The organism is Microbispora sp. H10885, from assembly GCF_014161415.1.
Classification (GTDB): Bacteria; Actinomycetota; Actinomycetes; order Streptosporangiales; family Streptosporangiaceae; genus Microbispora; species Microbispora triticiradicis.
Map to the genome: position 1 here is coordinate 438,626 of NZ_JABBWY010000002.1, position 21,846 is coordinate 460,471.

Consider the following 21,846-nt stretch of genomic DNA (forward strand, 5'->3'; position numbering starts at 1 on the left):
GGTCAGGCCTCGGGGCCCCGCCTGCCGTCGTAGCCGAGCAGCCGCATGGCGACCTCCGGGTCCATGGCCGCCGCGAGAAGCTGGGCCCGTTCGGCGGCCCGGTCCCTGGCCTCCTCGGCCCGGCGCCGCCCCGCCTGCTGCGTGCGGACGAGCAGGATCGCCACCGCGATGCCGCCGACCACCGCGACGAGCGCGACCGTCAGCAGCACCGCCGTGCCCGCCGGGACGCCGCCGACGACGGCGGCGCCCCGCGCGCCCTGCGGCGAGGCGAACAGCAGCGCGCCGAGCAGCACGAACAGCACCACCGCGACGACGAGGCCGAGCACCGCCCACAGCGCGCCGTACGACCGGCGCCGCGGCGCGGACGCCTCCCCGGGCGGCGTCTGGCCCGGCAACGGCGACGCGGTCATCGGAGGCGGCGCGCCGTTCCACGGCACGAAGTCCGGCTGGGGCGGCTGCAACGGCTGGGGCAGGTGCCCGTTGCCGCCCGCCAGGCCGTTCGGCTGCGTGGCGAGCACCGGCGCGACCCCGCCGGAGGCGGCCACACCCGAGGAGGGCCCGCCGGAGGAGGGCACGACGACGGACGCCTCCAGCGTCCGCATCCTCGGCAGCGGAAGCTCGAGCGGGACCTCGCTGTGGCCGTGATGGGCCTCCACCGCGGCCGTGTGATAGCTCTCGATCTCCTCGTAGAACTCGTCGGAGGCGTAGACGGTGCCGTCGATCAGCGGCCCCGGCCTGTTCTCGATGACCGCGACCACGTCGTCGCCGTTGAGCGTCTTGTGCTGCTCCAGCGCGTGCGCGACCGACAGCACCTCGCGGCGGTTCTCCCGCAGCAGCTCGGCCGTCTTCTCCAGCAGCCGGCTGAGGTTGAACTCGATCCGCTCGGGGAGCATGTCGGGCAGCAGCTCGTCGCGCCGGCCCGCCGGAGTGCCGGTGCCGGGCTGCGGCTGGGCCGCCTTGCCCTCGCGCAGGCCGAGCTCCTGCAGCGCGGGCAGCGAGGCGACCCCGATGCCCATGCCCCAGTGGGCCTCCATCAGGCCGGTGATGGCGGTGGCGGACTGCAGGTCGCCGGAGACGCCGGAGGAGTTGTCCTCTCCGAAGAACATGCGCTCCCCCGCCAGCGAGGCGAGGGACACCATGATGTCCGACTCGTACTCCGACTTCCACCGGGTGAACTGGTCCTCCGGCTTGATGCTGGCCACCATGCCGAGGTAGTCGGCGCCCTTCTCGATCGTCGCCAGGTCGATCTCCAGGTGGCGGCGCGTGCGGTAGGCGGCGACCGCGTGGCAGGCCTCGTGCACGGCCACGGCGTGCCGCTCGCGCTCGATGTACTCGACGTCCTCCGGCGGCCCGAGCTGCTTGAGCCGCTTGGCCCGCATCACGTCCGACCAGGTGATGGTCTCCCGGCCGTCCCGGATCGCGGTGATCAGCGACTCGTTGACCAGGTCCTTGATCGTCGCGCCGGTGGCGTACGGGGTGATCGTGGCGAGCTTGTCGATCTGCTCGTCGGTGAGCTGGTGGCTGACCTTGTCGAAGTAACCGCGGTATGTGCGGATCCGGCCCGCCTTGGAGGGGTAGCCGACCTTGTAGATGCGGTCGATGCGGCCGGGGCGCAGCAGCGCCTCGTCCAGCGCCTCGGGCAGGTTGGTCGCCATCATGATGAGGATGCGGTACTTCGGCGGCGGCTTGGGCCGCATGCCGAGCAGCCGGCGCACGTACCGGTTGACGAAGCCGCGCGGCTTCTTCAGGCCGGAGATCTCGGTGAGCAGCGCCTCCAGGGTGCCCATCCCGCCACCGCCGCCCATGCCCCCGCCGTACATCAGGCGGTTGACGAAGGCGCCGGTGCGCGGCATCCGCGCGGGCGCGGCCTCGGCGGCCGGGCCCGCGGCGTGGCGGCCGAGCACGGTGCGGGTGTGCGGGTCGAGGTAGGCGAAGCCGTGGCAGCCGGCGTCCTCGAACGGCGCGGGGACCGAGCGCCCCCAGCCGCCCGGCCCGCCCTGGGCGAGCGCGCCGCGGTTGCCGAGCGAGTCGGCCTCGTCGAAGAAGACGATGACGCCGCCGTACCGCAGGGCCAGCTTGCGCAGCTTGCGGAACAGCGACTTGACCTTCAGCACGCCGACGCCGAAGAACATGTTGATGAACGCGCCGGGGTCCACGAAGACGTACGGCTTGCCGGTGGAGCCGGCGACCGCCTCGGCCATCAGGGTCTTGCCGGTGCCGGGCGGGCCCCACAGCAGGATGCCGCTCGGCACGTAGCCGCCCCTGGCCTCGATCTCGTCCGGCTTCTCCAGGAAGACGATGTTCTCCTTGACCCGCTCGACCACGTGGTCCTGGCCCCACACGTCGGAGAACCGCGTCTTGATGTCGTCGGGGTAGTAGACGTCCACGCCACCGCGGGACAGGAACCAGAAGATCGCGACGAACTGCCCGACGGCGAGCACCATCAGCAGCATGATCTGCAGGACCATGGGGAGGAAGCCCCACACCGTGGCCGGCACGTTGAACAGCGCCTGCAGCGGCGAGGTCTGCTGCACCTTGGCGAGCACCAGCGCGATGACCACGATCCAGACGACCCACTTGATCGCCCGTGCGATGCGGTAGCGGTTCCAGTCGTTGAACCTGCGGTGCGTCCAGCGGTTCCAGCCGCCGAAGACGCCGCGCGTCCAGAACCGGTGGTATCCGGCCGAACGCTCACTGATCAGGAAGTGGATCTGCCGGACCACTTCGAGGCCCGCCAGCCACAGGATCCAGGACGCGTTCCGTACGGTCAGCAGGAAGGCGTCGGAAAGGGAGATGATGCCCTCGTACGTGGCGATCTCGTTCCAGAGCAGCACGCCGAACGCGACGGCGAGCAGGATCAGGAACTTGCTCCTGTCCCACAGCGGCAGTCGTTTCCGGGTGCGCGGGTCGCGGTCCTCGGGACCCGACCCCGGTTCGCGAAGCCCCTCGTGGTGCTTCGGTGGGAGGGCCGTGCTCATATGAGGGGCTCCTTCACGGATTGATGATGCGCTTGACCTTGAAGGACTTGACGATCGCGGCGATCTCCGCCGCCCGCTGGCGGTAGCACGCGGGCGAGCAGCGGATGAGAAGGGTGGAGGTCGTCGTCCCGTCGGCCGACAGGTAGGCGGTCTTGTCGAACGTCTGCACCGGCCCCTCCGCCACCCGGTAGTTGTAGACGGTGTGGACCCCCTTGACCCCGTCCACGATGGGCAGCACCTCGTCGTCCAGCAGTTCGAAGCCGGACAGGCCCTCCGTCTCCAGCTCCTTCTGCTGGTCCTCCGTCAGCGGCACCGGCATCGGCGGGGACACGCGCAGCAGGTTGAGCGACGCGGCGTTCTGCTTGTCCTCGGTGAGCTTCTCCACCTTGGCGAACACGAAGGGTTTGTCCTCGCCGCTCGCCGGGCCCCGGACGAGGTGCAGGATCGACGGCTGGTCGTGGGCGTCGAACGCGGCCGTCCAGAGGGCCTGTTTCGCGAGCTGCGCGGTGGCCGACTCCGTGCCGCCGAAGATCTGTTCGTCGATCGTCTTCTGGTCGACCTGACGCCACGAGACGGGGACCTTGAAGTAGGTGTCGCCCGTGTCGTCGTGTACGTACGTGTACTGGGGGCCGGCACAGCCGGACAGCACGGAGGCGGCCATCGCCGCCCCTGCGACCGTTCCCACCACCCCGGTCCTTACCCGCGGTCTTTCCACCAGGGCCCAACCTCCGCTTTGCGGGTCTACGAGGTAGTAGTGCCCGTTCTCAAATCGTTCTTCTCACGGTAGATCCGCGACGCCTCGGAAAACTAGACCGAATCTTGCCCGGATCCGTACTCCTCCTGTTACATCGAGGTTGCGCGGCTCCGTACCCGCCCGCCGGCAGGGCGGCGCGTCACGGATGGCGATACCCACCGGAGCGCGGCCGGAAGCGGCCCTCGGCCCATCGGACGGCCGCCCGGAAACGAGATCTCTTCGGCGGAAGGTGTAACACCTCGGCGGCCGGAACACGACAACCTGAGTGCATGCCGCCAGATTCACCGCGGAGGGACCGGACGCCATGGAGCAGGCCCACGGAGAGGACGGCGTCGGCCAAGGGCCGGACGGCCTCTTCGGCGCGCTCGCGGAACGCCTGTTCTCGGAGGTGTGGTCCCGCCAGGTCCTCACGCGCCGGGAACGCCGCCTGCTGCTGGTGGGCCTCCTCGTGGGCCAGGGCATGGACGACGCGCTGGAGCGCCACCTCGACACCGCCCTGCGGTCCGGCGAGCTGACCCCGGCCGAACTGCGCGAGACCGTCGTCTTCCTGACCCTGTACGCCGGGTGGCCCCGCGCGACCCGGCTCAGCGCCCAGGTGGAGAAGCTGATCTGCCGCACCGCCCGCGCGTGACCCGGCGCGGCGGCGGGATGGGTACGCTGCCGTCATGCCCACCGCACTCATCACCGGCGCGACCGCCGGGATCGGCGCCGCCTTCGCCCGGCGCCTGGCAGCCGACGGGTTCTCCCTGGTCCTGGTGGCCCGCGACGAGGAGCGCCTGACCGCCTCCGCCGAGGCGCTGCACAAGCGGTACGGCGTGACGGCCGAGACGCTGCGCGCCGACCTGGCCACCGAGGAGGGGATCGCGGCCGCCGAGGAGCGGCTGCGCTCGGGGGTGGACCTGCTGGTCAACAACGCCGGGTTCGGGCATCCCGGCGGCTTCCTCGACACCCCGATCGACGACGAGGTCCGGATGCTGCGGCTGCACTGCGAGGCGGTGCTGCGGCTGACGCAGGCGGCCCTGCCGTACATGATCTCCAAGGGCCGCGGCGGGGTCGTCAACGTGGCCTCGGTCGCGGCGTTCCTCCCCGGAGGCACCTACGGCGCGTCGAAGTCGTGGGTGGTGAACTACAGCACCTCGGCGGCCGGCCTGGTCGGCCGCCGCGGCGTGCGGGTGATGGCGCTGTGCCCGGGGTTCGTGCGGACGGAGTTCCACGGCCGGGCCCAGCTCGACATGTCCCATCTGCCGCCCTTCGCGTGGCTGTCGGCCGACCGCGTCGCCGCCGACGCGATGCGCGACCTCGCCCGCGGGGCGTGGGTGAGCGTGCCGTCGGCCCGCTACAAGGCGGTCGTCGCGCTCCTCCGGCTGCTGCCGGTCAACCTGCTCGGCCGGATAGCGCGGGTCCGCTACCGGTGACTCAGAGCCGCTCGACGTTCGGGCCGCGGCAGCGGCCCCGGGTGTCGAAGACGAAGCGGCTCGCCCGCTGGACCAGGTCGTAGTCGTAGCAGTCGGGCGCGCCGAGCACCACGACCACGTCCGCGCGCGCCAGTTCGGCGGCGTCCGGCTCGACGACCTCGACGCCCGCGGGCACCAGCAGGTCGCCGGCGCGGGAGTCGGCGGCCCGGGGGTCGGCGGCCCGCACCCGGGCGCCCAGCCGGCACAGCGACTTCGCCACCTCCACGGGCGTCAGGCCGAGCAGCAGGATCCGGCTGCCCCGGACCGCGCGGCAGCGCCGGTTGAGCGCGAGGCCGATCCGGTCCACCACGTACGCCGGCATGTTCGCGTTGACGTCGTTGGCCGCCTCGATCAGCCGGAAGCCGCGCCCGGCCCGGTGCCTGACCGCCCACGGCACGTACGACACGTCGACCGGCAGGCACGGGTCCGGCAGGCCCGGGCCCGGCCGCGCGCCGGATCGGCCGTACGGGGTGCCGGCGGCGGCCTCGGCGGCCTCCCACACGTCGACGCCGAGCTGCCCGGCGAAGATCGCCAGCTCGTTGGCCAGGGCGGCGTCCAGATGCGCGCGGGCGCCTTCCAGCAGCGCGCACAGCTCGGCCACGCGAGGTGACGACACCGGCACGGTCTCCCGCACCAGCCGCCCGTAGAGGTAGGTCACGGCGCGCAGCGAGGCCGGGCCGACGCCCGACACGACCTTCGGCGTGTTGCCGATCCGCCAGCGGGGGTCGCCGGGCTCGGCGCGGCGCGGGCTGTGGCCGAGATGGAAGTCCTCCCCCGCCCGCAGCCCCGACCCGCGTTCCAGGATCGGCCCGACGAACTCCTCGGTGGTGCCGGGGTAGGCGGCGGTCTCCACCACGACGGTCGCCCCCGGGCGTACGAAGGGGGCGACGCGGCCGGCGGCCGTGCCGAGCGGGCCGAGGTCGGGCGCGCCGTCCCGCATCCGCACGGCGACGGTGAGCACGCAGAAGTCGAACCCGGACGCGTCGGCGGCGTCGGCGCTGGCCGTGTAGCGGCCGGAGGCGTGCGCGGCGGCGAGCTCGCCCGCGCGGACGCCCTCCACGCAGGGCTCCCCCGCGTTCAGCCGCTTGACCCGCCACTCGTCCTCGTCGAGGCCGACCACGCGGAACCCGGCCTCCGCGGCGCGTGTCGCGAGGGGCAGGCCGGCCGGGCCCTGGCCCACGACCACCAGCTTCTCCGCCATGGGACGACTGTAGGAGCGGCCGCGCCGCCCGCCCCGCGATTGCCGGACGGACCGCTGTAAGGCTTGGGTACGGATACGGAAAAGTCTCTTCCGGCGGCGTCTGGGCGTCCGGTCGCGACGGGACGGGCGGGCTAGCTTCTCCGACATGATCAGGGAGGAGCCAGCATGAAACCGGACGACCGGATTCGTGTCATGGAGATAATCGCCCGGATGAACGTGAGCGGTCCCGCCACCCAGGTCACGGGGTTGTGCGAGCGGCTCAGCCCGGTGGAGTTCGACCACCGGCTCTACACCGGCTACGTGGACGGCGGCGAGGGCGACCATCTGCAGCTTCGCGACGCGACGATCCCGGTCCACCGGGTGCCGGGCCTCGGCCGGGCGATCAAACCGGCCGACGACTACCGCGCCCTGTTCGGGCTGGCGAACGCGATGCGCGAGTTCCGGCCGCACATCGTGCACACACGGACCACCAAGGCCGGCGCGCTGGGCCGCCTCGCGGCCCGCCTGTCGGGCGCCGGCGCGGCGCGCGTGCACACCTATCACGGTCATCTCCTGGACGGTCAGCTCTCGCGCCTCCGCCGGGCCGTCTACACCCGCACCGAGCGCCGCCTCGCGTCCATGACCGACCGGATCGTCACGGTCGGCGCGCGGGTGCGCGACGACCTCCTCGCCGCCGGGATCGGCCGGCCCGAGCAGTACGTGGTCATCCCCCCGGGCACCCGTCTCGGCCCGCTTCCCGACCGCGCGCGGGCGAGGGCCGCGCTGGGGGTCCCGCTCGACGCGCCGGTCGTCGCGTACGTCGGGCGGCTGAAGAAGGCCAAGCGGCCGGACCGGCTCGCGGAGGTCGCCCGGGCGGTCCTGGCGCGGCTGCCCGGCGCGCGGTTCCTCGTGTGCGGCGGCGGCGAGCTCAAGGAGGAGCTGGAGCGGGCCGTCATGCCGATGTGGGACTCCTTCCGCCTGCTCGGGTGGCGGCGCGACGTCGAGACGGTGTACGCGGCGGCGGACGTGATGCTGCTCACCTCCGACAGCGAGGGCACGCCGCTCTCGCTCGTGGAGGCCGGCATGGCGGGGCTGCCCGCGGTGGCCACGCGGGTGGGCAGCGTGCCCGAGATCGTCGTGGACCGCCGCACGGGGTTCCTCACCGAGCCCGACGCGGACGAGATGGCCGACCACCTCGTGCGGCTGCTGGTGGATCCGGGCCTGACCCGGCGGATGGGCGAGTCGGCCCGCGCGTGGACCTGCCGGGCGTTCGGCGTGGACCGGCTGGTGGCCGACACCGAGGCGCTCTACCGCACGCTGCGCGGCGCGGCGCGGTCGGAGGTGGGCAGCCGGTGACGCCCCTTCTGACCTCCGCGCTCGCCGGGGCCGCCGGCTGCCTGCTCGCCGCCGCGGGCCTGCGCCCGGTCCGCCGTACGATCCTCTGCCTGGGCGGGATGACGCTCGCGGCGGTTACGGCGGGCGCCACGGTGGCCGCCACGGCGGCGGCCCTCGGCCCGCCGGACCGGCGGGTGAGCGCGGTCCTGCTGGCCGCCGCGGCGGTGGCGCTGCTCGGCCTGATCGCGGACGTGGGCGCACTGCCCCTCGCCACCCGCCTGGTCGTGGAGTCGGTGGCGGCGGGCGGCGTCGTGCTGTGCGGGGTGCAGGTCACGCTGACGGGCGACTGGCCCGACGGTCCGCTCAGCGTGATGTGGATCGTCGCGATGACCAACGCCCACGCGCTGCTCGACCGGCTCGGCGGCGCGCTCGCCGGGGTCGCCGCCGTCACCGGGGCGGGTCTCGCCGCCGCGGCGCTCCTGCTCGCCGACCCGGCCCTCGCGGTGCCCGCGGCGGTCCTGTCCGGCGCCTGCCTGGGGTTCCTCCCGTACGGCAGGAGGCGCGGCAGGGGGCGAGGGAGGGTGCGTCTCGGGCCGTCCGCCGCGCTGTTCGCCGGGTTCGGCCTGACCTGCCTGGCGGTCGCGCTCGCCGCGGGACGCGGCCCGGCCGCGATGACGGCCGGGATGCTGGTTCCCGCGCTGGCGGTCGCGCTGGGAGCCGGGCTCTACGGCGTCCGCCCCCGGCGGTGGGCCGGGGGCGGACGGCGGGGCGCGCCCGGAGGTGTGCTCCGGGACGCGCGCCGGGACGTGCGTCAGGGCGTGCGCCGGGCCTGAGAGGCCGGCGCCTGGGGGCTCAGCGGCCGATGTTGGCCTCGTGGCCGATGGACAGGCCCGAGTCGACGTCGAAGAAGTGCAGGTTGTGGGTGTCGACGACGAGCTCGATGTCCTGACCGGGGCGGACGTGGCTGCGGGCGTTGACGCGGGCGGTCCACAGCGACTTGTCGCCGGTGAGCGGCAGCGACGTCTCCTCGTCGTCGCCGTCGTTCGCGGCGGCCACGGTGTCCTTGTGCTCGACCGGCGGGGCGTCGATCGTGAACAGGACGTTGATCTCCGAGCCGAGCTCCTCGGTGACGGTCGCCTTGACCGGGACGTGCGCCCAGCCGGCGCCGTTGCCGCTCGCGGAGCCGGAGTCCTCGAAGTCCGAGGGCCGGATGCCGAGGATGATCTTGCGGCCGATGTAGCGGTCGAGGCCCGGCTTCTCGGCGAAGGTCGAGTCGGGGACGGGCAGGCGGTAGCCGGCGAAGGCGACGGTCGCGCCGCCGTTGTCGCGGACCAGCTCGGCGTAGGCGAAGTTCATGGCCGGGGAGCCCATGAAGCCGGCGACGAACAGGTTGACCGGGTCGTCGAACAGGTTCTGCGGGGTGTCGACCTGCTGCAGAATGCCGTCGCGCAGGACGCAGACGCGGTCGCCGAGGGTCATGGCCTCGACCTGGTCGTGGGTGACGTACACCGTGGTGACGCCGAGGCGCTCGTGCATCTGGTTGAGCGAGGCGCGCATCGAGACGCGGAGCTTGGCGTCGAGGTTGGACAGCGGCTCGTCCATCAGGAAGGCCTGGGGCTCGCGGACGATGGCGCGGCCCATCGCGACGCGCTGGCGCTGACCACCGGACAGGGCGGCGGGCTTGCGCTTGAGGTACTGCTCCAGGCCGAGCATGCGGGCGGCGTCGTTGACCCGCTTCTGGATCTCCGACTTGGGCATCTTGCGCAGCTTGAGGCCGAAGGCGAGGTTCTCCTCGACCGTCATGTGGGGGTACAGCGCGTAGTTCTGGAAGACCATCGCGATGTCGCGGTCCTTCGGCGGAAGGTGGTTCACCACGCGGTCGCCGATGACGATCTCGCCGCCGCTGATGTCCTCCAGGCCGGCGATCATCCGCAGGGCGGTGGACTTGCCACATCCCGACGGGCCGACCAGCACCATGAACTCGCCGTCCTTGATCTCCAGGTTGAGGCCGTTGACGGCCTTCACCCCGCCCGCGTAGATCTTGTCGACACTGTTCAGAACGATAGAAGCCATGCCAGTCCTTCGCGCTTGCGAGTCAAGAGCAAGTGGATACGTTTTCATGACTGTCCCGTGAAATGCCGCCTATTGTCAAGATTTCGGTCACATGCCGGATGGAATCATGGTGGAATCGTTTCCATGAATGGTCCAGCGCAGCGGCGAATAACGATCAAGGAAGTGGCGGAGGCGGCGGGGGTCGGGGTGGCCACCGTGTCACGCGTCCTGTCAGGGGGTTCGGCGAGCCCCGAGACCCGGGAGAAGGTGTTCGCCGCCGCGGCCAGGCTCGACTACCGGCCGAGCGCGCTGGGGCGCAACCTCCGGCGCCAGCGGACCGGCGGCGTCGGGCTGCTGGTCCCCGACATCACCGACAGCTTCTACGCGCGCCTGGCCGACGGCGTGCTGTCGTGCGCCCGCTCGTACGGCGAGCCCGTGACGATCGGCGTCACCGGCGACGACCCCGAGCGGGAGGCCGAGCTGATCGGCGCGCTGATCGAGCAGAGCATGGACCGGCTCATCGCGGTGCCGTCGGGGGACGGCGACATGTGGGCGCCCGCGTTGCGGGCGGGGCTCAACGTCGTGTTCGCCGACCGGCGGGTGCGGACCGACGTGCCGAGCGTGGTGCCCGACGACCGGGCGGGCGTGCTCACGGCGGTGGAGTACCTCGCCGGACTCGGCCACCGCAGGATCGCGTTCCTCGCCCGGCACGGGCAGTCGCAGCGGGTGACCGCGTTCCTGAGCGCGGCGGCGTCGCTGGGGCTGCCGGTCGACCGCGACCTGGTCGTGCACGCGCGGGCGAGCCGCGACTCCGCCTACGCGGCCGCCGCCGGGCTGCTGCAGCACCACTCGGACGTCACGGCGGTCCTCGCGGGCGGCAACGTGCTCGGCGAGGCGGCCGTGCTGGCCGCCCGGGAGCTGGACGTGCGGATCCCCCGGGACGTGTCGCTCATCATGTTCGACGACGTGCCCTGGGCGGAGCTGTGCTCCCCGCCGCTGACGGTGATCGCCCAGCCCGCCCAGGACATCGGGTACCGCGCCGCCGAACTGGTGCTGCGGCAGGGGGGCCGCCGGCCTCCGGCGGTCACGCTGCCCACACGGCTCGTCGTACGGGCGAGCTGCGGGCCCCGGGTCGCGCCGCGCCGGTCCTCCTGACGTCCGTCAGGAGACGACCTTCTCGATCGCTTCGGCGATCTCCGGCGACTCGGGCGCGACACGGGGGCGGAACCGGGCGACCACCTCGCCGTCGGCGGAGACGAGGAACTTCTCGAAGTTCCACTCCACGTCGCCCGCCGACCCCGAGGCGTCGGGGACGGCGGTGAGCTCGGCGAAGAGGGGGTGCCGTCCCGGGCCGTTGACCTCGGTCTTCTCCAGCAGCGGGAAGTCCACGCCGTACGTCGTGGAGCAGAACTCCACGATCTCCTCCGCCGAGCCGGGCTCCTGGCCCATGAACTGGTTGCAGGGCACGCCGACGACGGTGAAGTCGCGGCCGGCGTAGGCCCGCTGGAGGGCGACCAGGCCGCCGTACTGCGGGGTGAGGCCGCACTTGGAGGCGACGTTGACCACCAGCGCGGCCCGCCCGCCGAGCAGGCCGCCGATGGTCGTGGCCGTGCCGTCGATCGTGTTCACGGGGATCTCGAGAACGCTCATGTCCGCACCATACGTCCCGTCTTCCCCGCCGCGCCTCGCAGGGCCCCCTGATGCGCGCCGTGTCGTCCCGGTCGTCCCGCGCCCCTGGCCGACCGGTGCCCCTGGTTAACCTGCGTCCCTGGGGACGGTCGGCGTTGGGCGGCGGATCGGCAAAGAACCGTCCGCGGCGTGTCGCGAATGCCGCCGCCGGGGCGGGCCGCCGTATTTCAATCCGCGTGAGGACCCGTCGCGGTGCCCCCCGGAAGCTCTTCGTGATCCGGTGCGGGCCGAGCGGACGGCGACGCCCGCGCCACGGGCGTACGGCCGCGAAGGGCGCCGGCGCGCGCCCCTTCCGCACGCGACCCGATGACAAGGACCGATTTGGACAGCAACAGCGTTCTACGCAGCACAGTCGCCGCCGTCGTCGCGGCCGCCCTGACCGGTGGCGTGACCGGCAGCCTGACCGGGGGCGTGAGCGGCGTCGCATGGGCCGGAGAGTCGGCCACCACTGAGTCGGCCAATGAGTCGGCCGGTGGGTCGGCGGCAGTGCCGGCCGGGCAGAACGCCCGTCAGGTCACGCACCTCGGGGTGTGGACGATGCGGGCGGCGCCCGAGGCGCCCAGGTTCCGGGCGCCGGCGAAGGCGCTCAGCAAGGCCTACGCCTTCCGGCTCGTCACCCGCCGCACGTGGTCGGGCCAGGAGTTCCAGTGCCTGGACAGTCTCTGGACCAGGGAGAGCAACTGGGACCACCGGGCCTACAACTCCGGCTCCGGCGCCTACGGCATCCCGCAGGCGCTGCCCGGCGACAAGATGGGCTACGTCGCCCAGGACTGGCGGTTCAACCCGCAGACCCAGATCAGGTGGGGACTGCGGTACATCAAGGGCCGTTACGGCTCGCCGTGCGGCGCGTGGGGCCACTTCCGGTCCCACAACTGGTACTGAACACCGGCGCGCGGGCCGGGGTCTCGTCAGGCGAGGCGGAGCACCAGGACCAGTGCTCCGGCCGCGGCGGCGAGCGCCCCGGCCCAGGCGACGCGGGCGTCCAGCCCGGAGCGGAGCGGGCGCCCGTGCCGCAGCGCCCGTTCCAGGGCGCGGTGCCGCAGCCCGGTGCGCAGGAGCAGGACGGCGCCGGCGAGCGCCACCACCCCGAAGGGGACGGCGAGGCCGGGCAGGTCGTCCCGCACCGCCGCTCCCGCCGCCCCGATGCCGGAGCCCGACATCAGGACCGCCGTCCGCACCCAGGCCAGCCGGGTCCGCTCGCCGTGCAGGCCCGGCCTCGGGCCGCCGCCCCCGGACGTGGTCACGCGAGCACCCTCGGCACGAGGATGAGGAGCAGGGCGAGGAGGGCCACCCCGGCCACGCCGTACCCGAACATGGGCGCCAGGGCGGGCGGCGGGAGCGCGCGGTCCTCACGCAGCGCGCGGTCGATGTGCCGCCAGCGGGGATAGGCCGAGCCCGCCGCCAGGGCGGACAGCAGCACGAGCACGACGGCGAGCAGCGTGCGCACCCACGGGACGAAGACGCCTTCGGGCACGACCGCCATGGCGATGCCGCCCGCGCTCAGTGCGAGAGCGGTGCTGATCCAGGTGAGGAACGTGCGCTCGTTGGCGAGCACGAAGCGGGGGTCTGGCTCGTTCTCGTTCCCTCTCATAGGAGAACGCTAATTCTGGCCCTTTTCCGGCAGATTTCCCGGGTTGTGGCTAATTCCGGGTGTCTTGGCCAGGCCCTCCGGCGGCCGGGTCAGATGCAGGCCTCGCTGACCTCGCGGAGGTACTTCGCGCCGTCGGTCGCCACCCTCTGCGCCGCGTCCACCGCAGCGTTGGCGTCGTCGACGTTCAGCTTCTGGAGGCTGTCGGCCAGTCCCTGCAGGGCGTCCCTGAGGCTGGTGTCGGCGGCCTTGTTCGCCATGTCCTCCAGGTCGGCGGCGCCGTCCTCGATCTTCTTGCGCATCGCGGCGGGATCGTCGGCGACCTTGCCGATCTCGCTGACCGTGCGGCTGATCACCTTCGTCGCTTCGGCGCACGACTGGGCCTTGTCCGCGGTTGCGCAGCCCGAGGCGAGCAGGACGGCGGCGGCGCAGGCGGCGGCGAGGGGGAGGAGTCGCATACCGATCACCCTACCCAACCGTCCCCCGATCGCCGCGGCTTCGCACGGCGGCGGTTCCCGCACCCTCCGCCCGTCCAGTGCCGCCGTGCCCGGCGCCGCTTCGGTGTTCGACGCCGCCGTCTGCGGCGCCGTTCTGCGCGGACGGCCACATGACGCCGGCGACGACGGCGCGGAAGCCCGCCGCCACCTCCCGGACGAAGACGGTCCCCGGCACCCCCACCCCGCGCAGCGCCCCGCCGTGGTCGGCCACGACCACGGCGACCACGCCGGCCAGCAGGGCCCACCACAGGGCCGCGGCCGCAGCCCGCGTCAGCCGGGACGACCTCCGGAAGGACCACCGCAGCCGGTCGCGGTGGAACGGCACGTGGCGAAGCTCGTCGGCGAGGATCCGGCCGGCGACCTCGGCGGCCAGCGGATCATCGGCGCCGTCGCGCACGGCCCGGTAGTAGGCCAGCGCGACCACCTCGGCGAGCATGAGGACCATCAACTCCATGCGCAGCCCGAGGAGCCGCCGCAGCCGGACGAAGACGGTGTCGGTCCAGTGGCCCGGGAGGGTCGCCGCGCCCGCCGCCCCGATCAGCCGGGCCAGCAGGCGGGCGTGTTCGCGCTCCTCCGCGACGAACAGCCGGACCGCGGCCGCGTACGCCGGGTCCCCGGCCCGGGCGGCCTTGCCCGTGAGGAAGGCCCCGTCGCCGTCCTCGCCCACCTGGAACCGCTGGAGGCTGCGCACCAGGGCGGGGTCCAGCCGCGCGCCCCGGGTCCAGTCGGGGTCGCCCCATGTACGGCGGAGCAGCGCGGCGCCCTCGAAGTCGCGCAACCAGTTCGTGAAGTCACCGATGTCGACCGTCATGGCCGGGAACCTACGGGCCGGGGATGCAGATTCCGGGGGCGGGTTTGTAGAGGTTTGAAGGAGAACGCGGCCGGGCCAGTCGAGTGGGGGTCATAGCATCTGCGGCATGGGATCGTGTGAACATCTGCTCGTGACCGCCGAGGCCGACGCGCTCACGCCGGAAGGCTGTCAGGAGTGCCTGAACCTCGGTATGCACTGGGTCCACCTGCGCAAGTGCCTGACCTGCGGCCACATCGGCTGCTGTGACTCCTCTCCCGGCAAGCACGCCACCGCCCACTACAAGGAGACGTCCCACCCGGTGGTCCGCTCCTACGAGCCGGGCGAGAACTGGCGCTGGTGCTACCTGGACCAGCGCCTCGGCCAGTAAGCCCGGGAGCCGCCCGGCGGCCGCTCAGCCGCGTTCGAGCGTCGCCTCCTCGAAGTCGAGTTCCTGCATCACCCGGTGGAGCACCTCGTCGTCGATGCGGCGCTCGTCGCGCAGCCGTACGAACACGTCGCGCTCGGCGGCGAGCATCTCCCGGCGCAGCCGCCGGTAGAGCGCGGCGGGCGTCTCCTCGCCCTCCGCGCCGGTGCCGCCGCCGAGCCGCTCCCAGGCGTGCATGGCCCGGCGCTCGGCGCGGGTGCGCAACTGGTCGACGACCTCCTCGTGGACGTCGCGCACGCCGTCGGAGGTGAGCTCCTCCAGCCGTGACAGCGCCGCCGACGCGGCGGCCTGCTGGGCGCCCGCCTCCGCCAGGTCGTCGGCGTACCGCTCCCTGGCGGTGGAGACCCCGAGCTTCCTGATCAGCCAGGGGAACGAAAGACCCTGCACGATCAGGGTGCCGACGACGACGGCGAACGTCAGGAACAGCAGCAGGTTGCGCTGGGGGAAGTCCTCGGGCAGGGCGAAGGCCGCGGCCAGCGACACCACCCCGCGCATCCCCGCCCAGCTCGTCACCACCACGTTCTGCCACGACGGCGTCTTCGGCTCCCGGGTGCGCACCCGCTTCGACAGCATCCGCGGGAGGTAGGTGCTGGGCGGCACCCAGGCGGCCCGCACGAGGACGACCACCAGGAACAGCACGACGGCGTACGTCGCGAGCCGCGCGGGCGGCTGGCCGTCCAGCCCGGCGAGGATCGGGCGCAGCTGCAGGCCGATCAGCGCGAACACGATGGACTCCAGCACCAGGTCGGCCACCCGCCAGACCGCCCCGGACAGCAGGCGCGTGCCGTACGAGCTCCGGCTGAGCTCGTGCCCCAGGTAGATTCCGACGATCACCACGGCGATCACGCCGGAGGCGTGCACGGCCTCGGCCGCCAGATAGGCGGCGTACGGCACGAGCAGCGAGACGCCGTTGGCGATCAGCGCGTCGTCGAGCCGCCGCAGCACGAGGCCCGCGATCCGCGCGATGGCGAGGCCGATGACGAGGCCGAGACCGGCGGCCAGGAGGAACTGCCCGCCGACGTCCAGCACTCCCCCGGCGGTGCCGGCGACGGCGCCCAGCGCGACCCGGTAGACGGTCAGCGCGGTGGCGTCGTTGAAGAGGCTCTCGCCCACCAGGATGGTCAGCGCCCGCCGCGGCAGGCCGAGGCGGCGCCCGATGGCGACCGCGGACACCGCGTCGGGCGGCGCGATGATCGCGCCGAGCGCGAAGGCCGCGGCCAGGGGCAGCTGCGGCACCATCGCGTGCGTGACGAACCCGACCACCACGGTGGTCATCAGGACCAGCCCGACCGCGAGGAGCCCGACGGGCCGGGCGGCGTCGCGCAGCCGCAGATAGGAGCTGTCCAGCGCCGCCGAGTAGAGCATCGGCGGCAGGAAGACCAGCAGGACAATGTGCGGGTCGAGGCTGTAGTCGGGGACGCCGGGCAGGTAGGAGGCGGCCAGCCCGGCGACGACCAGGAGCAGCGGGGACGACCAGTCCCGCCATCGGGCCAGGGCGGCGACGGCGAGGGCGCCGGCGGGAAGAAGCAGGAACTGCAGTGCCGTTGAGGTGTCCATCAGAGGACGAGGTTACTTACAGCTGGAACCCCTGCCGACCACCGGCCCGTAAATCGGCCTACCAGCCCCGCGCGTCCTCCCAGTTCTCCTGACCGTCGTCCGGCCACTGGCCCGGGCTCTCCCCGGTGGTCCGCCCGGAACGCCGTCTTCCGTGGCGCTCGTGCTCCGCCTGCGGGTCGGGGCCCTGGCCCGCCGGCCACTGGTCCGGCCGCAGCCGCTCGCCCGTGTGGTAGAGCGGCGGTTCGTTCATGTACGGCCGGACGGAGCCGATGCCGAGAGGATCGTTCGGGTCGACCGCCGGGGGCTGCTGGCGGGGGTCCGCCAGGGGCCCGGTCTGGGTCGCGGAGGACGCGACGAGGCGGTCCTGCGTGGGGGTCCCCCGGGCCACGAGCACGTCGTTGGGGCCGAGCGCGGGCGGGGCGGGGTGGGCCTCGGGGGCCGGGGCGGGGGGCGGCACCGGCGGGCGGGCGTACTGCCCCGTGCCGGGGAAGTCCGGGTACTCGAAGTCGCCCTGGTAGTCACCCTCGTAGGTGCTCTGGTAAGTGCTCCGGTAGTCGCCGCGGGCCGGCTGCTCGGGGTAGCCCGCGTCGTGTCCCCGGTGGGCGTCCGGCGCGGCGTACCCGTTCTCGCCCCGCGCGTACGCGTCGTGGGCGGCGCCGTAGCCGTCCTGGGCCTGGCCGTAGGGGCGCTGCGGCGTGGCGTACGGATCGTCGGCCGTGTACGGATCGCGCGTGGCGTAGCCGTCTCCGGCCTGACCGGCGGCGTACCCGTCAGGCGGCGTGGCGTAGCCGTCCTGGGCCTGGGCCGCGTAGCCGTCCTGCGGCCGGGTGCCATAGGGGTCGGCGGCCTGCGCCGGGTAGGCGTCCTGCGCCTGCGCGGCGTAGGGGTCCTGAGCGGGGTAGGGGTCCTGGGCGGGGTAGGCGTCCGCGGCCTGCGCGCCGTACGCGTCCCTGACCGGAGCGGCGTACGGGTCGTGGGCGGGATAGGGGTCCTGGGCCTGCGCGGCGTACGGGTCCGGGGCCGCGTAGGGGTCCTGGGCCGGATAGACGTCCCGGCTCTGGGCCTCCTGCTCCTGCCGCTGGGCGTGCGCCGGGTATGCCTCCCGGCCGGCGCCGGCGTAGCCGTCCTGGTCGGGCGCCTGCCGGGGGAAGGGCCCGGTGCCGGCGTCCTGGTCCGGGACATCCTCCTCCGCGAACCCGTCGTCCAGGGTGTCGATCAGACGTCCCACGTCGTCCATGGGCATACGGAAACTGGCCGTGCACATCTCGCCCCGCCACAGACTCAGCACCAGCGTGCCGTCGTGCCAGGTGACCCTGAGCACGCGGTCCTGACCCCGTGCGTCGAAGAACACCTCGCCAAACGATGGCAATGGGACAACTTCCGACATGGCAGTCATAGTGCCTTTACCAGCCCTTTTTCGTCCACTCGATCCCGGGAACCCTGGCGCAACATCCGCTTCGTCCTCTTTGACCTCACTGGGAAGATCGCCGTTGACCTTGAGAGCACTGGTATCCAGTGTGCCATGCGGGCCGGGAGGGAGTTCCTGGAACGCCAGGATGTGGTGAACGCGGCACGCACGAGATGTCGGTGGCAGGGGGTAGCGTTCTGCCGTGCCAAAGGACCGTCCCGAGCTTCCGCCCGTCGAAGAACTCCTCACCGCCGCGGTGACCGCGGTGGGCGGCGTCGAGCGCCCGGGCCAGGTCAAGATGGCGCAGGCGGTGCGCGACGCCGTCGAGAGCGAGGAGCACCTGGCCGTGCAGGCGGGCACGGGCACCGGCAAGTCCCTGGCCTACCTGGTGCCCGCGATCAGGCACGCGGCCGAGAGCAAGAAGGCCGTGGTGGTGTCCACCGCCACCATCGCGCTGCAGCGCCAGCTCGTCGACCGCGACCTGCCCCGGCTGGCCGACGCCCTGGAGGGCCTGCTGCCGCACCGTCCCGAGTTCGCGATCCTCAAGGGGCGCCGCAACTACCTGTGCCGCCACAAGACGGCGGCGGGCATGCCCGAGGACGAGGACGACCAGCTCTTCGACCCGCGCGAGGTCAGCGCGACCGGCCGGATGGTGCAGCGGATCCAGGACTGGGCCGACGAGACCGAGACCGGAGACCGCGACGAGATCGTGCCGGGGGTCAGCGACCAGGCCTGGCGGCAGTTCTCGGTGACCGCCCGGGAGTGCCTGGGCGCCCAGCGCTGCCCCAGCGGCGCCGACTGCTTCGCCGAGCTCGCCCGGGAGCGGGCGGGCGAGGCCGACGTCGTGGTGACCAACCACGCGCTGCTCGCGATCGACGCGATGGAGGACTTCGCCGTCCTGCCCGAGCACGACGTGGTCGTCGTGGACGAGGCGCACGAGCTCGCCGACCGGGTCACCTCCGTGGTCACCGGCGAGCTGTCCGAGGCCACGGTGAGCCTGGCGGTGCGCCGGGCGGGACGGCTCGTCGAGCAGGGGGTGGCCGACCGGCTGCAGGAGGCGGGCGAGGACCTGCGCGCCCTGCTGGGCGCCGCGCCGCCCGGCCGCGTCGACACGCTGCCGCAGTCGCTCGGGCTGACGCTCTCTCTGGTGCGGGACGCCGCGTTCGCGTGCATCACGGCGCTCGGGCCGCGCAACAAGGACAAGGACGACCCGGAGAACGCCGGGCTGCGCAAGGCCGCCTTCACCGTGCTCGACGACGTCCACGACACCGCGCAGCGGATGCTCGACGCGTTCGGCCCGGCGGCCGGCGGGACCGGCACGGGCCTCAGTGCCGACGACTCCGATGATCCGGACTCCAGGGCCTCGGACTCGGGGTCCTCAGGCACCCGGTCCTCAGGCACCGGGGCCGCGGCGTCCGGAGGGCCCATGGGCCGCGCGGGCGGCGACGCGGAGGCCGAGGAGATCCACCGGGCGGAGGTCGTCTGGCTGGAGGAGGGCCGCGGCCGCGTCCCGCCCACCCTGCGGGTCGCGCCGCTGTCGGTAGGCGGAATGCTGCGGGACAAGCTGTTCGGCGACCGGACCGTCGTCCTCACCAGCGCCACACTCGCACTGGGCGGCACCTTCGACAGCCTGGCCCGGCAGTGGGGCCTGCGGCCGGGCGAGTGGACCGGCCTGGACGTCGGCTCGCCGTTCGACCACCCGCGCCGCGGCATCCTCTACGTCGCCACGCATCTCCCCCAGCCCGGCCGCGACGGCCTGCCGGAGGCGTACGTCGACGAGATCGCCGAGCTGATCGAGGCGGCGGGCGGGCGCACGCTCGGCCTGTTCTCCTCCATGCGGGCCGCCAAGGCCGCGACGGAGGCGCTGCGCGAACGGCTGGACGTGCCTCTGCTCTGCCAGGGCGACGACGCGACCGGGCAGCTCGTCAAGCAGTTCGCCGGAGACCCCGCCACCTGCCTGTTCGGCACGCTCTCCCTGTGGCAGGGCGTCGACGTGCCGGGGCCGTCGCTGACTTTGGTGATCATCGACCGGATCCCGTTCCCGCGCCCCGACGACCCGCTCGCCTCCGCGCGGCAGCGGCACGTCGCGGCCAAGGGAGGCAACGGCTTCATGGCGGTCGCGGCCACCCACGCCGCGCTGCTGCTGGCCCAGGGGGCGGGCCGCCTGCTGCGCTCGATGGACGACCGCGGCGTCGTCGCGGTGCTCGATCCCCGGCTGGCCACGGCCCGCTACAGCGGGTTCCTGCTGAACTCGCTGCCGCCCTACTGGCGCACCACCGACCCCGCAAAGGTCCGCGAGGCCCTGCGCCGCCTGACCGCCGACCTCTGACCTCTGACCTCCGAGCGGGACCCAGCGCCACCCGCACAACACCTCTGCCCCCGCACCGGCACCCCCGCGCGTGCAGCGCTCCCGAAGCACGCGCGGACGGCGTTCGAGAGCGGGACCGGCGGCTCAAGCCCCGCCGCTCGCTCTCCGCGATGCCGGGCGCTCCCTCACATCCCCGTGATCGCGCCGAACGTCTCGCCCGCGTCGAGCCGCCGGACGAGGTCGAGCACGACGTGCGGCCCGCCGTTGGCGGCGACCCACCGGCTCACCCGGCACGCCGCCCGGGCATAGGTGGTCCGGTCGGCTCCGGCGGCCCGCAACCAGGCGTCCAGCGTCGCGGGCAGCGGGGCGTCCGTGCTCACGAGGCAGCGGTCGGCCGCGGTGCCCGGCGTGGTGCCCGGCGCGGTGTCGGGCTCGGTGTCGGGCTCGGCGCCCGGCGCGGTCTCGGGGGCGAGATACCGCGGGTCGCCGGAGACCAGGACGGCCAGGCCCTCGTCGAACCACTGCGGCACCTTTGCTCCCGAGTCAAGCCGGGCGTGCAGCTCGACGTGCGACATCTCGTGGGAGGCGATGACCGGGTCCACGCCCGAGGGCGACAGCATCACCGCGCGGTTCAGCACGGCGACGCCCCGCTCCCCGCCACCGCCGATCCGCCGGTAGCAGCGGTCGCTGAGGCAGGCGAGGATCCGCGGAGAGGCCCGCCTGTCTCCGTAGAAGTCGCGGACGCGCCGCTCCGCCTCCTCCACGGCCGAGAGCACCTGCCGCTTCCGGTACGGCGGCAGGCCCTGTTCCGCGTAGACGTCCCCCGCCAGCCGTTCCAGTCCGTAACAGCGGGGGCAGGTGGTGGCGGCGACCGCGGGGTAGGCCACCGCCACGACGGTGGCCGCCGCGATCGGCAGAGCCACGAGCGCGGCGAGCAGCCACACCCGTGCGCGCCGGAACGCGCCGCCACGCGAGCCCGCGCGCCGCCGCTTCGACGTCATGGTCAGGTGGTGAACGGGGGCAGTGGGGCGAGATCGGGGCGCTTGGGGGCGAGGCCGTCGCCCGAGGAGGTGCCGCGGAGCCGGCGGCCGATCCAGGGGCCGAAGTGCTCTCTGAGCCACTGGACGTCCTCCTGGCGCTTGGCCCTCGGGTCCACCGCCTCCCGGGGCGGCCAGGTCTTGCGCCAGTCGTCCTCGCCGGGCAGCCCGAGCACGTGCAGGACCCTCGCCGCGACCAGGCGGTGGCCTTCGGCGTTCATGTGCAGCCGGTCCCCGCACCAGGCCCGCCAGTCGCGCAGCCCCTGCATCGACCACATGTCCACCAGGTGGCAGCCGTACAGGTCGGCGATCGAGCGGACGTGCAGGTAGAAGATCGCGAACCGGCCGCGCACACGCCGCATGATGGGCGTGTCGCGGGGGTCGGTGCCGGTGAACAGCACGACGTCCGCGCCGGTGGCCCGCAGGTCGCGCACGGCCGCGGCGACCTTCTTGGCCATCCGGTCCGGATCGCTGCCGGGGCGGATGAGGTCGTTGCCGCCGGCGCAGAAGCTGATCAGGTCGGGCTTCATCTCGACGGCCACGGGCACCTGGTCGGCGACGATCTGGTCGATCAGCTTCCCCCGCACGGCCAGGTTGGCGTAACGCAACTCCGGCTCCAGCACCGCGAGCCGCTCGGCGACCCGGTCGGCCCACCCCCGATAGCGGACCACCTCCCCCGGCGCCGGAGGCGGCGCGTCCGGGAGGGGGTCGCCCAGCCCTTCGGTGAAACTGTCTCCGACCGCCACGTACGACCGGTACCCCATGGACCCTTCT

General features: G+C 73.3%; 21 protein-coding genes. 8 read left to right on the top strand and 13 right to left on the bottom strand.

Annotated features, from left to right (window positions below; translation table 11 throughout):
• Nucleotides 1-2: 2 nt before the first annotated feature.
• Nucleotides 3-2,978, bottom strand: a complete 2,976-nt coding sequence (locus tag HHX37_RS06940; protein ID WP_182884871.1) for an AAA family ATPase — start codon at nucleotides 2,976-2,978, stop codon at nucleotides 3-5.
• Between the two features lie 13 nt (nucleotides 2,979-2,991).
• Nucleotides 2,992-3,663: a hypothetical protein gene (locus tag HHX37_RS06945; protein ID WP_133306131.1), complete on the bottom strand. Its 672-nt coding sequence runs from the start codon at nucleotides 3,661-3,663 to the stop codon at nucleotides 2,992-2,994.
• Nucleotides 3,664-3,997: 334 nt separating this feature from the next.
• Between HHX37_RS06945 and HHX37_RS06950 the strand changes: the two genes are divergently transcribed.
• Entirely contained in the window at nucleotides 3,998-4,363 is a 366-nt protein-coding gene (locus HHX37_RS06950; RefSeq protein ID WP_310740287.1) for a carboxymuconolactone decarboxylase family protein, read from the top strand.
• Between the two features lie 34 nt (nucleotides 4,364-4,397).
• The gene (locus HHX37_RS06955) at nucleotides 4,398-5,147 is read left to right on the top strand and encodes an SDR family NAD(P)-dependent oxidoreductase (protein WP_182877022.1); all 750 of its coding nucleotides are present in this window, start codon (nucleotides 4,398-4,400) and stop codon (nucleotides 5,145-5,147) included.
• 1 nt (nucleotide 5,148) lies between these two features.
• Here the strand turns inward: HHX37_RS06955 and HHX37_RS06960 are convergent, their stop codons facing one another.
• Complete coding sequence (locus HHX37_RS06960; protein ID WP_182884872.1) at nucleotides 5,149-6,387, bottom strand: nucleotide sugar dehydrogenase; 1,239 nt, start codon at nucleotides 6,385-6,387, stop codon at nucleotides 5,149-5,151.
• 165 nt (nucleotides 6,388-6,552) lie between these two features.
• On the opposite strand from HHX37_RS06960, the gene HHX37_RS06965 reads away from it, so the two are divergent.
• Together HHX37_RS06965 and HHX37_RS06970 are read left to right on the top strand one after the other, a co-directional pair.
• On the top strand, nucleotides 6,553-7,722 hold the full coding sequence (locus tag HHX37_RS06965; protein WP_182880121.1) for a glycosyltransferase: 1,170 nt from the start codon (nucleotides 6,553-6,555) through the stop codon (nucleotides 7,720-7,722).
• A complete protein-coding gene (locus tag HHX37_RS06970; protein ID WP_182884873.1) occupies nucleotides 7,719-8,534 on the top strand; it encodes a hypothetical protein in 816 nt (271 codons plus the stop codon). The genes HHX37_RS06965 and HHX37_RS06970 overlap by 4 nt, the downstream gene beginning before the upstream one ends.
• 19 nt (nucleotides 8,535-8,553) lie before the next feature.
• On the opposite strand, the gene HHX37_RS06975 is transcribed toward HHX37_RS06970, so the two are convergent.
• On the bottom strand, nucleotides 8,554-9,774 hold the full coding sequence (locus tag HHX37_RS06975; RefSeq protein ID WP_182877019.1) for an ABC transporter ATP-binding protein: 1,221 nt from the start codon (nucleotides 9,772-9,774) through the stop codon (nucleotides 8,554-8,556).
• A gap of 123 nt (nucleotides 9,775-9,897) precedes the next feature.
• Here HHX37_RS06975 and HHX37_RS06980 point away from each other — a divergent pair, with 123 nt between their 5' ends.
• The gene (locus HHX37_RS06980) at nucleotides 9,898-10,908 is read left to right on the top strand and encodes a LacI family DNA-binding transcriptional regulator (RefSeq protein WP_182884874.1); all 1,011 of its coding nucleotides are present in this window, start codon (nucleotides 9,898-9,900) and stop codon (nucleotides 10,906-10,908) included.
• Between the two features lie 6 nt (nucleotides 10,909-10,914).
• On the opposite strand, the gene HHX37_RS06985 is transcribed toward HHX37_RS06980, so the two are convergent.
• Nucleotides 10,915-11,403, bottom strand: coding sequence for a glutathione peroxidase (locus HHX37_RS06985; protein ID WP_182880118.1), 489 nt, complete (start codon nucleotides 11,401-11,403; stop codon nucleotides 10,915-10,917).
• A 360-nt stretch (nucleotides 11,404-11,763) separates the two neighbouring features.
• Here HHX37_RS06985 and HHX37_RS06990 point away from each other — a divergent pair, with 360 nt between their 5' ends.
• Entirely contained in the window at nucleotides 11,764-12,324 is a 561-nt protein-coding gene (locus HHX37_RS06990) for a lytic transglycosylase domain-containing protein (RefSeq protein WP_182877017.1), read from the top strand.
• Between the two features lie 26 nt (nucleotides 12,325-12,350).
• Here HHX37_RS06990 and HHX37_RS06995 read toward each other — a convergent pair whose 3' ends face one another.
• The 4 genes from HHX37_RS06995 to HHX37_RS07010 all read right to left on the bottom strand — a co-directional run bounded on the left by HHX37_RS06995 (nucleotide 12,351) and on the right by HHX37_RS07010 (nucleotide 14,338).
• On the bottom strand, nucleotides 12,351-12,686 hold the full coding sequence (locus HHX37_RS06995) for a DUF202 domain-containing protein (protein WP_182877016.1): 336 nt from the start codon (nucleotides 12,684-12,686) through the stop codon (nucleotides 12,351-12,353).
• The gene (locus HHX37_RS07000; RefSeq protein WP_117409482.1) at nucleotides 12,683-13,033 is read right to left on the bottom strand and encodes a YidH family protein; all 351 of its coding nucleotides are present in this window, start codon (nucleotides 13,031-13,033) and stop codon (nucleotides 12,683-12,685) included. Before HHX37_RS07000 ends, HHX37_RS06995 begins: the two co-directional genes overlap by 4 nt.
• A gap of 89 nt (nucleotides 13,034-13,122) precedes the next feature.
• The gene (locus HHX37_RS07005) at nucleotides 13,123-13,488 is read right to left on the bottom strand and encodes a hypothetical protein (protein ID WP_117409523.1); all 366 of its coding nucleotides are present in this window, start codon (nucleotides 13,486-13,488) and stop codon (nucleotides 13,123-13,125) included.
• Between the two features lie 10 nt (nucleotides 13,489-13,498).
• Nucleotides 13,499-14,338, bottom strand: coding sequence for a ferritin-like domain-containing protein (locus tag HHX37_RS07010; RefSeq protein WP_220502642.1), 840 nt, complete (start codon nucleotides 14,336-14,338; stop codon nucleotides 13,499-13,501).
• 106 nt (nucleotides 14,339-14,444) lie between these two features.
• On the opposite strand from HHX37_RS07010, the gene HHX37_RS07015 reads away from it, so the two are divergent.
• The gene (locus HHX37_RS07015) at nucleotides 14,445-14,705 is read left to right on the top strand and encodes a UBP-type zinc finger domain-containing protein (RefSeq protein WP_117409483.1); all 261 of its coding nucleotides are present in this window, start codon (nucleotides 14,445-14,447) and stop codon (nucleotides 14,703-14,705) included.
• Nucleotides 14,706-14,729: 24 nt separating this feature from the next.
• Here HHX37_RS07015 and HHX37_RS07020 read toward each other — a convergent pair whose 3' ends face one another.
• On the bottom strand, nucleotides 14,730-16,319 hold the full coding sequence (locus tag HHX37_RS07020) for a Na+/H+ antiporter (RefSeq protein WP_182880115.1): 1,590 nt from the start codon (nucleotides 16,317-16,319) through the stop codon (nucleotides 14,730-14,732).
• Nucleotides 16,320-16,377: 58 nt separating this feature from the next.
• Nucleotides 16,378-17,670 (bottom strand): hypothetical protein, encoded by a 1,293-nt coding sequence (locus HHX37_RS07025; RefSeq protein WP_182884875.1) that lies wholly within the window; start codon nucleotides 17,668-17,670, stop codon nucleotides 16,378-16,380.
• A 259-nt stretch (nucleotides 17,671-17,929) separates the two neighbouring features.
• Here HHX37_RS07025 and HHX37_RS36340 point away from each other — a divergent pair, with 259 nt between their 5' ends.
• Nucleotides 17,930-20,056: an ATP-dependent DNA helicase gene (locus tag HHX37_RS36340; RefSeq protein WP_182884876.1), complete on the top strand. Its 2,127-nt coding sequence runs from the start codon at nucleotides 17,930-17,932 to the stop codon at nucleotides 20,054-20,056.
• Nucleotides 20,057-20,220: 164 nt separating this feature from the next.
• Here HHX37_RS36340 and HHX37_RS07035 read toward each other — a convergent pair whose 3' ends face one another.
• Both HHX37_RS07035 and HHX37_RS07040 read right to left on the bottom strand, forming a co-directional pair.
• Nucleotides 20,221-21,036, bottom strand: a complete 816-nt coding sequence (locus tag HHX37_RS07035; RefSeq protein WP_220502643.1) for a hypothetical protein — start codon at nucleotides 21,034-21,036, stop codon at nucleotides 20,221-20,223.
• A gap of 2 nt (nucleotides 21,037-21,038) precedes the next feature.
• Nucleotides 21,039-21,836 carry an SGNH/GDSL hydrolase family protein gene (locus tag HHX37_RS07040; RefSeq protein WP_182884877.1) on the bottom strand — a complete coding sequence of 266 codons (798 nt, stop codon included), beginning with the start codon at nucleotides 21,834-21,836 and terminating at the stop codon, nucleotides 21,039-21,041.
• Between the last annotated feature and the right edge of the window lie 10 nt (nucleotides 21,837-21,846).